9 protein-coding genes are annotated in these 15,907 nt (G+C 32.9%); 1 reads left to right on the forward strand and 8 read right to left on the reverse strand.

What is annotated here, in order from left to right; all coding sequences use genetic code 11:
• Positions 1-46 precede the first annotated feature (46 nt).
• The 8 genes from ACM55M_RS13900 to ACM55M_RS13935 form a co-directional block, all read right to left on the reverse strand.
• Positions 47-949 carry a LamG domain-containing protein gene (locus ACM55M_RS13900; protein WP_416858258.1) on the reverse strand — a complete coding sequence of 301 codons (903 nt, stop codon included), beginning with the start codon at positions 947-949 and terminating at the stop codon, positions 47-49.
• 17 nt (positions 950-966) lie between these two features.
• Entirely contained in the window at positions 967-2,421 is a 1,455-nt protein-coding gene (locus ACM55M_RS13905; protein ID WP_416858259.1) for a RagB/SusD family nutrient uptake outer membrane protein, read from the reverse strand.
• A gap of 4 nt (positions 2,422-2,425) precedes the next feature.
• Positions 2,426-5,434 carry a SusC/RagA family TonB-linked outer membrane protein gene (locus ACM55M_RS13910; RefSeq protein ID WP_416858260.1) on the reverse strand — a complete coding sequence of 1,003 codons (3,009 nt, stop codon included), beginning with the start codon at positions 5,432-5,434 and terminating at the stop codon, positions 2,426-2,428.
• 242 nt (positions 5,435-5,676) lie between these two features.
• Positions 5,677-8,421, reverse strand: coding sequence for a helix-turn-helix and ligand-binding sensor domain-containing protein (locus ACM55M_RS13915; protein ID WP_416858261.1), 2,745 nt, complete (start codon positions 8,419-8,421; stop codon positions 5,677-5,679).
• Between the two features lie 97 nt (positions 8,422-8,518).
• Complete coding sequence (locus ACM55M_RS13920; RefSeq protein ID WP_416858262.1) at positions 8,519-9,718, reverse strand: acetate/propionate family kinase; 1,200 nt, start codon at positions 9,716-9,718, stop codon at positions 8,519-8,521.
• Position 9,719: 1 nt separating this feature from the next.
• Positions 9,720-11,813 (reverse strand): phosphate acetyltransferase, encoded by a 2,094-nt coding sequence (gene pta / locus ACM55M_RS13925; protein WP_416858263.1) that lies wholly within the window; start codon positions 11,811-11,813, stop codon positions 9,720-9,722.
• A 76-nt stretch (positions 11,814-11,889) separates the two neighbouring features.
• The gene (gene corA, locus ACM55M_RS13930; RefSeq protein WP_416858264.1) at positions 11,890-12,960 is read right to left on the reverse strand and encodes a magnesium/cobalt transporter CorA; all 1,071 of its coding nucleotides are present in this window, start codon (positions 12,958-12,960) and stop codon (positions 11,890-11,892) included.
• A 247-nt stretch (positions 12,961-13,207) separates the two neighbouring features.
• A complete protein-coding gene (locus ACM55M_RS13935; protein ID WP_416858265.1) occupies positions 13,208-14,410 on the reverse strand; it encodes an NAD(P)-dependent oxidoreductase in 1,203 nt (400 codons plus the stop codon).
• 239 nt (positions 14,411-14,649) lie between these two features.
• Here ACM55M_RS13935 and ACM55M_RS13940 point away from each other — a divergent pair, with 239 nt between their 5' ends.
• Positions 14,650-15,867, forward strand: a complete 1,218-nt coding sequence (locus tag ACM55M_RS13940) for a serine hydrolase domain-containing protein (RefSeq protein ID WP_416858266.1) — start codon at positions 14,650-14,652, stop codon at positions 15,865-15,867.
• Positions 15,868-15,907: the final 40 nt, after the last annotated feature.

Genomic DNA, 15,907 nt, shown 5'->3' on the forward strand with positions numbered 1-15,907 from the left:
AAAATACACACCTAGTTTTATGCAAACTAGGTGTGTCAATAAATCTTTATCTGTTATCTTTTTCCAATTTATATAAAGCAACAACTTCATTGTCAGAAAGTGCCGTTTTATAAATTCTAAACTCATCCATTAAACCTGTATAATTCAGCATCCAACCATCAGCAGCACCCCAAGGAGTCCCTAAATGTTGTTGAAATCCACCAATAATGAATTTAGAAACATTCGAATTAGCAAGTTCGCCATACCCAACTCCGCCAGTAAGAGGATCACTTGCATATCGTTTTGCTATTGAAGCAGGCAAATCAAGCTTTTTTCCATCAATGTACATACTGTAAGTAGAACTCGTTCCACTGTACGTCCATACTACATGTTTCCAGGTTCCAAACATATTAGCTAAAACGTTGGTACCACTGTGTTCTATAAACTGACCTGACCAAGCAATACTGGGTGTAACATCTTTTTGAAGATGATTTTTCATTAACATAGTAGTTGCTGGACCTGTACCTTCAATCAATGAGAAAATATTTCCCCAAAAATCTGTAGTTTTTGGTAACATAAATAACGATTGTGCTCCTCCTGTATGCGGATTCGTATTGATCCACATAGAAACTGTAATGCTTTTTACATCTACCAAAGAACTTGCTACTGTACTATAAGCAATAAAAGAATTTGAAGATCCTTTATAGGCTTGCCCTTTGATTCCAGTTCCATAAGTCACATTTGTTCCAACTCCACCAGTTATTCCATTTTTTGAATCCGAAATAGTATTCTCAAAACTAAATTTAGCAATCAAATTACTGGCAGCAACATCATCTGAGTTTTCATAACCTCCAATTGACTCATAGGGAATTGGGCTGTTTACTTTATCTATACTGTCCTCATTACAGCTCACAAAAAATTGAGAAGCTAGAACAGAAGCAAATAAGAAAATATATTTATTTTTTTTCATTTTACTGTTTTTTAAAATTAATAACCCAGATTTTGTATTGATAATCCGTTTGCTTGCGTAATGAATGCTTGCGGTAATGGAAACAATTCATGTTTACCGGCAACAAATGTTTTACCATCAATAGCAAACGCAGCAACTGCTTGACCAGTTCTTACTAAATCAAAGAATCTATCATGTTCGAATGCCATTTCAACTCTTCTTTCTTTCCAGATTGCTGTTCTAACAGCTGCTTGAGATACTGCAGTTGTATTCCCTAATCCAGCTCTCGCCCTGATTTGGTTCAACAAAGGAATAGCCGCAGGAGTCTGGTTTAATTCGTTTAATGCTTCCGCTTTCATTAGTATTACTTCAGCATATCTCAAATATTTGATATTCACATCGGTTTCCCAACCATCTGTGAAAGCAGAAGAATACGCTTTAAAATTGTATCTAGGATTTTCAACCGTTGTTGGTACAACTCTACCATCGTATAAAGTGGTTCCTGCAAAAATGATTGTTGCATTTTTTCTAACATCACCAGCTTCATAAGCATTTACTAAACTTTGAGATGGTGTATTGAAACCCCAACCCCATCCACCAGCACCACGAGCACCTTGTGTATTGGAATATCCTGAAATTCCTTTAGCAGGAACTGAGCCAGTACCTTGAATTTCAAAAATAGATTCGGCATCATTTTCTCCAGCTAATCTGAACATAGAAGCATAATTTGGAACAATAGAATATCCTGTAATCAAATTACAGTTGTCCACTACTTTCTGCCAGTTTTTTTGGTATAAATTTACTTTTGCCAGTAATGCATAAGCAGCTCCTTTTGAAGCTCTACCTTTTTCAGCAGCAGCATATTCTGATTTGTTTGGCAATGCCGCAATAGCATCATTCAAATCACTTTCGATAAAAGCATAAACTTCAGCACTTGTTTTGCGTGTTAATTGCATGATTCTGTCTTCATCAGAAGATGGATTTGGCAAATGATCTACAATTGGCACACCACCGTACGTTTTTACCAAAGTAAAATACATAAAAGCTCTTAAAAATTTAGCTTCACCTAATAATCTGGCGCGTAAAGCTGGATTAGCTTGGTCTAATTGCGGAACAATACTTAATGCTTGATTGCATCTGTTAATCCCCTCATAATTAGCTGCAAAAATCTCACTTGTAGATGGAGTTGAAGCATTATAGGTTAAAGCGTCCATTAAATCTTTATCTGAACCAGTATCCCCCGGAGAAGAGCCTTTATCAGCATCATCAGAGGCAATACTTGACAACCCAATCCAAGAAAATGAAGTCATGTTCCAATCTAAAAACTTACTATAGATTGCCGTTACAAAAGTAGCTGCCCCAGCGTCATTGTTGAACAATGCTATATCTTTCGTAGAAATAGATTCGGTTTGATCTGCATCTAAATAGTCGTTTGAACAACCTGAGAAAAAGTATGCGGATAGCGCAAAAATTGATATATATATCTTTTTCATTGTATTAAAATTTTAAATTAGCACCGATAACGAATGATCTTAATGTTGGGTATGCATCCAACTCAATACCTTGTGTTCCATAAGGATCGCCATTACCATTTAATTCAGGAGAAAAACCTGAGAATTTTTGAGTAATAAATGGATTTATTGCATTCACATATACTCTGCAAGAATTCAAAAATTCTCCTTTTAATGGAATTTTGTATCCAAGCGATATATTGTTAATTCTAAAGAAATCACCTGATTCTAAATAATAAGTAGAAGCTACTGGAACTAAATTAAATGGTCCAGGATTTGCAGCCGTAGTATTATTTGCAGTCCAGAAATTGGTAGCCAATGATTCTTCCACATTTTCTCCGCTAAAGCGTTGTGCTTTTTTACCATTGTATACTTTAGCACCAGAAGTACCGTATCCATCCACAGATAAATCAAAGTTTTTATAGTTCAATCCTAAAGTAACACCATACGTAGAATTAGGTAAAATTGAACCAACATATTTTTTATCTTTATTAGCATCTAAAGCATCTTGAGTCACTTTAGCACCTGTTGCAGTGTAATATAACATTTTACCATTTGCAGTATCAAAACCAGCATATTCATACATATAGAAACTACCTAATGGTCTTCCTACAGAGGTATTATCTAATAATTTTGTCCATTGCCCATTTGCTAAATCTCCGCCAGTAATTGGCGCAAGCGTAGCATCTTTCAAACCTGTCAATTCATTTTTGTTATTAGAAAAATTACCTCCAATCCAGTAACTCAAATTGTCAGTTAGTTTATCATCCCAACGTAAAGCAACTTCATACCCTTTATTAGATACTTCCCCAACATGGGCTGGTGAAGAATTACTTATACCTGAAGTCATATAAGGTTTTGTATTTAAAATAACATTTGTTGTTGTTTTATCATACACATCAAATGAACCTTTTAATCTGTTGTTCAACAATTCAAAATCGATACCTCCAGAAGTTTCCTCGGTAATTTCCCATGATAAACTTGGATCTACTTGAGAATTGATAGTAGTACCCTCGTTCAATATAGAACCTCCTAAATAATAACTAAGACCTGAACTATACGCTTGATTATTAAGTGGAACATTTTGGTTTCCTAATTTACCCCAACCTCCTCTTAATTTTAATAAATTGATTCCTTTTACATTAACCATAAAATCTTCTTTGGTAACAACCCAACCTAAACCAAAGGCAGGAAAAGTTCCCCAACGATAGTCTTTACCAAAATTTGATGAACCATCACGTCTAATTGTACCTGTAAACAAGTATCTGTCCATTAATTTATATTGGAAACGACCAAAATAAGACGCTATTTTATTTTCATTGAAAACTTCATCTTTATAACTAGTAACCGTTCCTACATAATCAACGTCTTTTAAAGACCAATAATTAGCATTTGCATTTACATTTTTTCTGGCAACGGTCAATTGTTCTCTTGCTCCTTTGATCGAAGTTTCAATACCTCCAGTTACTTCAATATCATGAATATCTGCAAAAACCTTATTATAAGTCAGGTAATTGGATAGATTCCAATTGAAATATTGATTTCTGCCTTTTGTCAATAAGTTAATATTCTTATCTGCAGGATACATAATTGTAGCTAGCTGACCTGGATTATTATTAGTTTGCCAAATAGCCTTTGTATCTTCAAAATTGTAATTTTTCCAAGTATAATATTCTCCGTTAAACTGTGAAGTGAATTTTAACGATTTTACAATTTCATAATCTAATTTTAAACCACCTTGCAATGTTATACTGCGTTGTTGTTCATCAAAATAGTCTAATTGAGCAACAGGATTACCAACATTATTAAAGGAAGAACCTGCCGTTCCTGCAAAACCATCGCTTCCTACATATGACACACCATATTGTCCATTAGAAAAACGAACAGGAACTATTGGAGATTGCTTGTACGCATTTGTAAAGGCACTCAATGGTTTTGGAGTAGAATTTGTTGAACCAAAACTGAAGTTTTGATTTAAAGTCAGTTTTTTAGAAATTTTGTATTCGTTATTATTTCTAAAAGTAGTACGACTGTAATCTAAACCATTAAGAATTGCTTTCTCCTGATAATTTCCAATACTAAAGAAATATTTTATATTCTCCGTTCCCCCAGAAACCGAAACGTTATTTTGAGTATACGATCCTTTTCTTGTAATGGCATCAAACCAATCCGTATTAACCGGTTGATCTTGTGAAAAAGTAGTCGTTTGTAAGGCTGCATTCGAATAGTGGGAATATTTATTACTTCCCGCCATTTTTACTTTTTTTAAAGGCTCTCTAAAACCTGCAAAGCTTTCAAATTCTACAGAAACTTTATCGCCTTTCCCTTTTTTGGTAGTAATTATGATAACCCCATTTGCAGCTCTGGTTCCATAGATTGCTAGCGAAGAAGCATCTTTCAATATCTCATATGATGTAATATCATTAGTATTGATGTTATTAATGTTCTCTGTAGGCATCCCATCCACAATAAATAAAGGAGTTCTTCCTCCTAATGCAGTTCCTAAACCTCTAATAACTACTGATGGCGTACTTCCCGGCAAGTCTGAAGAAATTACTTGAACACCAGCAGCTTTACCTTGTATGGCTTGTGAAGCATTCAAAACTTTGGTTTTAGATATTTCTTCTGCTTTTAATGAGGTAATTGCGGTCGTATTATCAATCTTTTTTCTGGTTCCGTACCCAATAACAACCACTTCTTTTAATTCAGTGTCTTTGGATTCTTTTAAAGTGATGTTCATAACACCAGACGATGCATTGACTGATATGGCATCAAAACCTACCATGCTAATTTTCAATACCTCTCCTACTTTGGCATTGATATTAAAATTACCGTCAAAATCAGTATCAGCTGAAGTCTTAGAATCAACAGCAAAAATCATTGCTCCAGGAATTCCAATCCCACTCTTATCCAATACTTTTCCCGTAATTACTTGACCAGACATGTACGCCGGAAGTAGAATGAGTGCTAAAAAGCTAAAAATAAAATTTCTCATATATTAATAATTTGTTAAAGTTAGTGGGACCAAATTAGATAATTACAACGTTATAGTAACCATAATGGAGTTACTACATGAATACATCAAAATATTTAAAAATGATAAAAATTCTATGTTTTAAGGCACCTAAGAAAGGTAAAGAGGTACTGTACTACATCGGTATGATGTAGTAATGATGTATTGTAATTTCGTAAAAAATTGATTGAAATAATATAGTATCTATAAAAATACACCTTGTTTTATATCGTTAATAAAAATTTAGAAAGGTTTTCTTCTTGAGTAAGATTTAATTTCTTTCTTAATCGATAGCGATGCAATTCAACACCTCTAAAAGAAATATTCATCAATGGTGCAATTTCTTTGGAGGAAAGATTCATTTTTAGGTAAATGCAAAGCTTAATATCCTTTGAAGTAAGGATTGGAAATTTTTTAGAAAGGCTAATTATAAACTCATTATGGATTTGATTCAAATTTGTTTCAAATGTTTCCCATTCATGCTTGTTGACCGCATTGATTTTTATGGCTTTTTTTATCTCGCTTTTTAGTTTGTTGAAATCGCTTTCGGAATCTAAAATTCCTTGAATATTCTCTATCATTTCACTTTGCTTGGCAATAGAAAGTGATTTACCAGCAACTTCTGATGATTTAGATTGCAATTCCAATTCAAGAATGTGTTTTTCATATTCTTGAACATTCAACTCGTTTTCGGCTTTTAATTCCATTTCCAGGATTTTCTTTTGATGCTTTAACTCTTCTTCCTGCAATTTCAGTTTCTGAATATATTTCATCTTATTCCATTTATAATAAAGATATAGTATTAGACCGATAACAATCAGGTACACCAAAATCATCCACAAAGAGAAATACCATGCCTTTGCCACTATGAATTGAAAACTCGAAACTTTATTATAATGCAAACCATCGTTACTATAAATAGTCACATCGTGAGAACCACTAATAAGGTTATTCAAAATAATCAATCCTTCATTTATAGGAATGAATTCTTTTTTACCATCTATTTTATAAAATAAGTCCGGTTTTGTCGCTCCATAAATTCCGGATATTACATGTATTCTAAGTTCTGAATTATGCTTAATTTTTGATGTATTTTCAACTAAAACACCATCATTGAAAGCTTCAATCTTTATATTGCTTGTTTGCTTGTTTTTATATTTTAATTGAAGTGAAATAAAACCATCATCCAGATTCAAAAGATAGCTATCATTATTCTTAAACACTTTCAAGTTATCATTGATTATTTTTCCTTTATAATATTTCTCTTGAATACTGTTCTTAATGAATTTATTATCATTAGCATAAACATGATACAAAAGTCCCTCTTGAAGTACTATGAAGTTATTTTCATCAATAGCAACAATATCTGAAACGTTTTTGAAATTGGCGTTAAACAATTCATTTCCTTCTAACTGATTGGTGATTGAATTATAGGTATACCAAGATCTATTTATTACAAAAAGGATTTCATTTCTGAACTCAAATATTTTCACGCCAAAATCATTACTTATTTTACTGCGTTGCGTAACATTATCAACACTTATAGTTTCATATGTATCATTATAAAGAATTCGATACAAACCTCTGTTATTATCAGCCGCCCAAATCTCATTTTTCCTGTTTTGGGCAACATATTTTATGGGTTTCAGAATTTTTTTTATAACAATGTTTTGCTTCAAGTCATTACCATCATTATAAATAATTACACCGCTGTATGTTGCTTGCAAATAAGAATTATTAATGCCGCTTTTTGCCAAATTCCAACCGCCGTTAATAGTACTTAATTTATAGAACAATCCGTTATCATAGATAAAAGTTCCTTCATTGTGACCTATAAGGTATTTATTATTTATTTTACTGATATTCCAGGCTTGCCCTTGTGTATTTGGAATCAATGAAAATTGCTTATCCTCATATTTAAAAATACCATGATTAGAAGCCATTAAATAGCCTTTTGGAGTACTCGCAACAGAATAAACAGAACCTAAAACCCCTGAGCTGTCATAAAATATAGAAATAGGAGAATTAACTTCAATATGAGCAATCCCATTATCCAATCCCAACCATAAATCATTCTCTTTGTCCTGACCGATACTTAGAATAGAATTGTTCATCAAGACGTTATTTCTATTGATATTTTTATAAGAACCATCATTTAAATCTAAAACATAAACCCCTTTATTTGCTGTTCCTACTACGAGTTTATTGCTTTTTATAAACTGGGCAACATTGATGTTTACGGCTTTTAAAATATCATTTAATGGATTTTTCCAAGGAGTCAAAACACCATTTTCCAGAACATAAACTCCATTCTTTTTAGTAAAAAAATACGTTTTGTCTTGGTATTTTTGAATGGCATGAATAACATTGTTTTCTAAAACATCCCATCCCTTTACTTTTTCTATATGGCCATTATTCATTTTATAAATTCCTTTCTCGACTGAAGCAATCAACAGTTCATTGTCTATAATAAAACAATAGGAAATAAGAAAAGGAAACTTTATTTCTTTTATGACTTTTCCATCAAATACAAAAACCCCATTAAAGGACTGAAAATAGATGTTGTTATTGAACTTAAATATCTTCCAGATTTCTTCATTGTTATTTTCATCAAAAACCTTATTGCCTTTGGAAATCGAAACATAGTGCATCTTTCCTTCTTTTCGAAACCAATACCCAAATTCTTTATAAGAACCAGAATAAATCTTGTCGCTGTCGACCATTATGGAACGAATGATTGTCTTGTTAGGCAACGTGTATTTTTCCCATTTTACGCCATCATATCGTACCAAATAATAATTATTGGCAAAATACATGGCATCATCATTTCCTTGTGCTACATTCCAAATCTGGTTATCTCCCTGATAATTAGACTTGTTGTAGTTTTCTACAAAAGGAAGTAACTCTTGAGAATAAAGGTGGAACGAAAAAAAATACAATAGGATTATGAATGAAATTCTTGCTTTCAAAATGTGGCGTTTTATGTCCAAATATAAAGAGATTTCTTAAATAAAAAGTATAAAAAAAGCTTCCCTATTGAGAAGCTTTTTTAGAAAAGGACGTTTTTTAATTGGTCAGTAATTCAAATACCTGATTTGCAATTTCAATTTCTTCATTGGTTGGAATAACCAATATTTTAGTTTTGGAATCAGGTGCATTAATTTCTCGAATTTCCTTAGAACGAATTTCATTTTTCGATTCGTCCAATTCAATTCCGAAATAGTCCATATCCGTACAAACTAATTTTCGAATATAAGAGGAATTCTCTCCGATTCCTGCTGTAAAAACAATAGCATCGAGTCCGTTTAAAACTGCTGTGTAGGAACCAATATATTTTTTAATCCGATAGGCATTCATATCTAAAGCCAACTGACAATCAAGATTTCCATTGGCTGCATTCGTTTCAATATCCCTCAAATCGCTATAGCCGGTAAGTCCAAGCATTCCGCTTTGTTTCTGCAACATCGTATTCACCGCTTCAAGCGAATACCCTAACGAATTAACCAGATAAAAAATTACGGATTGATCCACATCACCGCTTCGGGTTCCCATAATCAAACCATTCATTGGACCAAAACCTAATGTATGATCGATACTTTTACCGTCTTTTATAGCTGTCATACTACATCCATTTCCTAAATGTATCGTAATAATTTTCGAGCCTTTATTTTTAGAATTCTGTTTCAAATAATGAATCGCATTTTCCGAAACGTATTTGTGACTCGTTCCATGAAAACCATATACACGTATTTTATTTTCTGTCAAAAGGTAATTTGGCAACGCATATTTGTGCGCCACAACAGGAATCGTTTGATGAAAAGCAGTATCAAAAACAGCCACTTGTTTTGCCGAATTGAAAATTTCCTCAGCCACATTTATTCCTTCTAAATTAGCAGGATTATGTAAAGGTGCCAAATCAAAAAGCTGTCTAATCTTGTCTTTTACCTCACTGGTAATGATTACCGTATTCGAAAAAGCACTTCCGCCATGTACCACGCGATGCCCGATAGCTTCAATCTCATCCGTACTTTTAATTACCCCCACTTTTTCATCCATCAGTAATTTGGCAATTTTTTCCAAACCAATTTTATGGTTCGCAATTGGCAACGTTTCTTCTAATTTAGTGTTATCGGTTATATAGGTGAGATTTGAAGTTTCCAATCCTATTCTGTCAATCATACCCGAACAAATGACGTCATTAGCTGGCATGTCTATTAATTGGTATTTTATGGATGAACTTCCCGAGTTTATAATTACTATTTTCATTTTATAATCCTTGTGCTTGAATAGCCGTAATCACGACTGTATTTATAATATCATCTACCGTGCAACCGCGGCTTAAATCATTTACAGGTTTGTTCAACCCTTGTAACATGGGACCAATTGCCAGAGCGCCCGTTTCTCTTTGCACCGCTTTATAAGTATTATTTCCAGTGTTTAAATCTGGAAAAATCAAAACGCTGGCTTGTCCTGCCACTTCTGAATTTGGCATTTTACTTTTTCCAACAGCCATATCGACTGCAGCATCATATTGAATAGGACCTTCAATTTTTAAATCGGGACGTTTTTTTCTTACTATTTCGGTTGCCGTTCTTACTTTGTCTACTTCGTCCCCTTTTCCAGAAGAACCGGACGAATAGGAAAGCATCGCAATTTTTGGTTCAATTCCAAAAGCTAAACTGGAATCAGCGGAGGAAATTGCTATTTCTGCCAGTTGCTCCGCCGTAGGATTTGGATTGATGGCGCAATCTCCAAAAACAGAAACCCGGTCTTCCAAACACATGAAAAATATTGAGGAAACCACCGATGAGTTTGGTTTTGTTTTAATGAATTGCAAAGCCGGTAAAATGGTCTGTTGTGTCGTGTGCGCCGCTCCGGAAACCATTCCGTCTGCATCTCCTTTATACACCATCATCGTTCCAAAATAAGAAACATCTTCCATTAAATCTTTGGCCATTCCCAGTGTTACGTTTTTTGCCTTTCGCAACTCATAATAGGTATTTACATAGTCCTCATAATTTTCTGATTCTATGGGATTTACAATTTTTATTTTAGAAAAATCAAAATCCAGCCCTAGTTCCGAAACTTTACTTTCGATTTGTTTTTTGCTTCCAATAATTGAAATATCAACCACATCCATCGCTAATAAGCGTGAAGCTGCAATAATAATTCTTTCATCATTTCCTTCGGGTAAAACAATGTGTTTTCTATGTTTTCTGGCTCTTTTTACCAAATTATATTGAAACATTTTTGGCGTCATTCCTTCCGCTTCAAAAGTAATCAGCTTTTCAGCCAAATTATCTAAGTCAACGTATTTTTCAAAAGTATGTATCGAAGTTTCAATCTTCTGTTTGTTGTTGGCGTAAATTTTAGATTTAATGGAACCTATTTTATTGGTAATGTAATACGTCCCTTCCTCTACTGCAAAAATGGGAACAACTGGAGAAAGTCCTTCAATTAATTTTAGAATACTCTGTTCAGGCAATATATTCCCCGTAAGCAGTATTCCTGAAATTGTTGGATAATTCACGGATTCATTCGCCTGAAGCGCACCAAGAATAATATCAGCTCTATCACCTGGAGTTATCACCAGACTATTTTCTTTCAAATGCAATAAATAATTACAAAGCTGCATAGCTCCCACGCTAAAATTCCCCGTTTGATTGTTTAAATAAGCGGCGCCAAATAAAACTTTAGCATCTAATTTGTTTACAATTTCCTGAATTGTGGGATTATTCAAATTAGAAATTAAAGGAATTGAATTCACCAATATGCTTTCTGGCAGACTTTTTTTCAAACCAGTAGTTACTAATTCAATGTTTTCTGGTTGCACTTTATTGGCGATTACAGCCAAAACTTCCACATCTTTTACTTTGAATGAATCGTACGCAAGATAAAGGCTATCAATCAATTCTTCTAATGTTTTCCCTACACCAGAGCCCACAATAATGGTTGGAATCCCTAGATTTTTGGCAATCAAAACATTCATATCCAATTCTATAACAGTTCCTTCTCCCGTAAAACTGGTTCCTTCAACCAAAACAAAATCGAAACGTTCTTCTAATTTCTTATATTTTTCAATAATTAAATCGAGAACCTCCCCAATTTTTCCTTTATTCTTCTTTTTGATTAATTTACTTTTTGTAATGGCAAAAGCATCTTCGAATTGAATATCTAATCCAAAATGACCAATCACCGTTTCAATGTGATTGTCAAATCCACCTTCTTCAAAATCTTCGACAATTGGTCTAAAATAACCTACTTTGGCAGTCTTGCCAATAAGCATGCTCATTAACCCTAAAGTTATAATAGACTTACCACTATTTTGTTCGCTTGTTGCAATGTATATGGCTTTATTCATCTTTTTGTCTTTATATTTATCCAATATCAATTGAATGTACTTTTTGTTATCCGCTGGAGAAGACTCGCTTTTATTTTTAAAACCAACGACGCTTTCTAAAATAAATAATCATTCCAATTACTATTAAAAACATAGCTCCCATAACGGTATGATAGCCATATTGACGTTTAAGTTCCGGCATATTTTCAAAATTCATTCCGTAAACACCTACTATAAATGTTAGTGGAATAAATATTGCTGAAACTATGGTCAGCGTTTTCATTATCTCATTCATCTTATGCGTTTGTGCCGAAAAAAAGAAATTAGAAGCACTTTCCAATGAACCCATATCAGATTCAATTTGTTCTAAGAGCTCTAAACTCTTTTGATGCAATCGTGTAAAAAAACTAAAGTTTTCCATTTCCATTGCATTAAAGACATTGTCATCTTTTATACTTTTTATATCATACAAAGAATCCCGTAGCGGAATAATGGATCGTTTGAGAAAATTAAAATTATCGCGATGCTTTTCAATTCTTTCCAAAATTATTGGATCGGCACTATTTTTAGAAAGATTAATCAGTTCTTCCACTTTATCTTCTTCATTCTCTATGGTTATATAGAAATTTTGCATAACGGAGTCAAGCAATATATACAGAAGGTAATCGGCTTTTTTTGTTCTTACAATTCCCGAATGAGTTCGAATACGCTCCCGAATATGAGTAAAAAAATCACTTCGCTTTTCCTGAAAAGAAATCAAGATTCCATCTTTTATCAGAAAACTAATTTGTTCTACGCTGATGTTATCTGTATCTCCGGCCGGCAATAATGACTTTATATTAAAAAACAGAACATCTGACAACTCCTCTAATTTAGTTCTCCTTGTCGTATTCAAAATATCAGCAAGCATAAAATTATCGATTTTAAAGTAGTTTCCAATAGACTTTACCAATTCGATATTATTTAAACCGTGTAAATTCAACCAATTGGTTTTTTGCGGATTGATATATTTATCTAAGTCTGAAACCTTAAAATCTTCGTATTCAACCAAATCAAAATTGTCAAAAACAAACAATTGCATCTCGGACTCTTGAGTTTTATGAACTCCTGTATATTCAAGGTTATAGGGCTGAAGTTTCCTGCCTTTCTTGTATTTAATTTTTCTCATTCCAACTCATTTATATAGTAATATTACGAAAAACTTTTACAAAAATATTGGTTCTCCTTGCTTTTGATATTTCTAAAATAAAACTCTCTTTTTTATTTATTATTTTGAAAAAACAAAGATAAGTCGAAATAATCATCCGTTTTATGAGATAAATCATGTTTCAATTACAAAATTTCACAAAAAAACCGAGTAGATAAACATTGCAATGCCTCTTTACTCGGTTTATTAATTTCAAAAATTATATTCTTTATTTACCATCAACATAATCCTGTAAATAGCTGAATCTTGGGGTCAATTTTCCATTTTCAGTAATTTTAGCTCTTTGTAAAATCCCGTCTTTGTCTCCGTTGAAAAATGCAGGAATTACATGTTCCATAAACATTTCACCAAAACCTTCACTGGCATCCTTTGGCAATTCGCAAGGTAAATTATCCACTGCCATAACTACAATTGCTGCAGGATGAAAAACATCTACTTCTTTATTGTCACTTGGCCAGTATCCGTATAAAGGTTCAGCAATTGTTGATGATCTTAACGTACAAGCTATTGGACCATTGACATCACAAGAAATATCTGCAACAACTTTTATTTTGCAATCTTTCGACTGTAGCATTTCACTTGTAAGAATTACCGGAGCTTCATTGGCATGAAAATGTCCCGTAATATAGATATCTGAGACTTTAGTAAATCGTTCAAAATCGGATACATAATCTTGCGGATTTTCATAAAAATCGGTAAAATCTAATATTTTTCCGTCTTTACGTTTGTTGTATTCCAATACATCAACTTGAGTATAAACGGGCTGTGCATAATTCTTTGTCAAGTAATTAACAACTGAAACTTCCTTAACTTTCATTGCATCCAAAACTTCTTTTGCGCCATTACCCACTTTTCCTGCACCAGTAATCACAAATTTCAAAGGTGGCAATACCAATCGCTTTAAATTAGCGATTAGTGCCTCTTTACCGGAAAGTGTATCTGCTTTTGGCAATTTGAACAATTCGAATTTTATTCCAAAAGCACGAATACTATTGTAAACACCAACAATTCCCGCATATTTTCCAAAACCAATTAACCTGCGATTATGAGCATCTACGATAGTTTCATGATCATATAAAACAATATTTTTTTCTAAAATTGCTTGCAGCAATTTTCTGTTGTAAGGTTGTTTTTTTATGGTATGCGAAAAAAAGAAATACACTTTATTAGGAATTAGGTCTTCAACAGGAACTTCTTTCACTCCAAATAAAACATCACAATCACTGATGTCATTTGCAACTTCGATTCCTAAATTTTTATATTGTTCATCTGTAAAAATTCGAATATCGGAGCTTTCTACTTTTATAGATACGCCTTGATACATTTGTTTTATTCTCGCTAATTCATTTGGAGAAAAAACGACTCTTCTATCTGGTGGGTTTTTTCTTTCTTTTATGATTCCGAATCTCATTTTCTACGTTTTTATATTGATTTAATATAACTTATTTATATTTATTTGTTACAAATATAACATTTTTAAATAAATTGACTTTCTTTTTAAAATAAATTTACAAGTCTAAAACCAATTAAAAGCTGATGTCCAAAATGATACAAAACAGCAATTATAAAACGTTGATAAAATAGTGTTAAGGTTTCGGAAAAAAGAGGAATCAAAAGGGATTGATTCTATATATTTGTTGTTCTAGTACTATGAAAATGATATTTATAAAAAAAGCAAATATACTACAATTACTCGTCCTGATAATAGTTTTGAGTTCCTGTACCAAAGAGAAAAAGAAAATAGCATTAAGTGACGCTCAACTCCCAAAGAGTACATTGCCTAAAATGAAACCTTTAACGAATGAAAGTCCTAAACTAACTGCGGAATACATCGATTCGAAAAAAAGGTCCATTGAGTCTTTTTATAATAGAACTTGGCCCAATCACAGCGCTAACGGAAGTTTTCTTGTAGCTCAAAATGGACAAATCATTTATGAAAATTATGAAGGCTACGCAAATTTTAGAGAGAAAAGATTAATAACAAGTACAACTCCGCTTCATTTGGCATCTGTGAGTAAAGTATTAACTGCAACTGCCGTACTGAAGTTAATAAATGCCAAAAGAATAGATTTGGACCAAAAGGTTAATACTATTCTAAAAGAATTCCCTTTTCCGGATGTTACTATAAAAACACTGCTAAACCATAGAAGTGGCATGCGTAATTATGCTTATTTTACGGATCGGGATAAAACTGTTTGGGACAGACATAACAGGTTAACCAATCAAGACATATTAATCATTATGGCTACTAAAAATATTGGATTAGAATCTAGAACTGATACAAGATTTAGCTACTGCAATACTAACTATGCCATGTTGGCATTGATAATTGAAAAAACAACTAAACTTTCCTATAAAGAAGCGATGAAACAAATTATTTTCAAGCCACTGGGTATGAAAAACACTTTTGTTTTTGATTATGAAAAAGATAAAGATAGCATAGCTCCTTCTTATAAGGGAAATGGTGTTGAGATCGGCAAAGATTATTTGGATGCTGTTTACGGTGACAAAAATATTTATTCTACCCCTAGGGATTTACTAAAGTTTGACAGAGCAAGAAATTCTCCAGCTTTTTTAAATTCAAAGTTGTTTAAAAAGGTTTTTATAGGATACAGCAACGAACGCAAAGGAGAAAAAAATTACGGTCTTGGCATTCGTATGATCAATTGGGAAACGGGACAAAATTTCTATTTTCATAACGGTTGGTGGCATGGTAACACGTCATCTTATGTCACTTTGCCAAAAGAGAAGGTTACAATAATTGCTTTATCGAATAAGTTTACAACAAAAACGTACAAAGTCAGAAAATTAGCAATGCTATTTGGTGATTATCCGTTTCACTTGGATCAAGGAGAAAAAGAGGACTGATTTTTGTTATTAAGTTAAAAGTTTATCGATAACAATTCAA

Origin of the sequence: Flavobacterium galactosi, assembly GCF_048158585.1 — a bacterium.
GTDB lineage: Bacteria > Bacteroidota > Bacteroidia > Flavobacteriales > Flavobacteriaceae > Flavobacterium > Flavobacterium galactosi.

Excerpts from the sequence above, each read along its gene's own strand:
- ACM55M_RS13900 (WP_416858258.1), bottom strand. The coding sequence starts at position 949 with ATGAAAAAAAATAAATATATTTTCTTATTTGCTTCTGTTCTAGCTTCT.
- ACM55M_RS13905 (WP_416858259.1), bottom strand. The coding sequence starts at position 2,421 with ATGAAAAAGATATATATATCAATTTTTGCGCTATCCGCATACTTTTTC.
- ACM55M_RS13910 (WP_416858260.1), bottom strand. The coding sequence starts at position 5,434 with ATGAGAAATTTTATTTTTAGCTTTTTAGCACTCATTCTACTTCCGGCG.
- ACM55M_RS13920 (WP_416858262.1), bottom strand. The coding sequence starts at position 9,718 with ATGAAAATAGTAATTATAAACTCGGGAAGTTCATCCATAAAATACCAA.
- pta (WP_416858263.1), bottom strand. The coding sequence starts at position 11,813 with ATGAATAAAGCCATATACATTGCAACAAGCGAACAAAATAGTGGTAAG.
- corA (WP_416858264.1), bottom strand. The coding sequence starts at position 12,960 with ATGAGAAAAATTAAATACAAGAAAGGCAGGAAACTTCAGCCCTATAAC.
- ACM55M_RS13935 (WP_416858265.1), bottom strand. The coding sequence starts at position 14,410 with ATGAGATTCGGAATCATAAAAGAAAGAAAAAACCCACCAGATAGAAGA.
- ACM55M_RS13940 (WP_416858266.1), top strand. The coding sequence starts at position 14,650 with ATGAAAATGATATTTATAAAAAAAGCAAATATACTACAATTACTCGTC.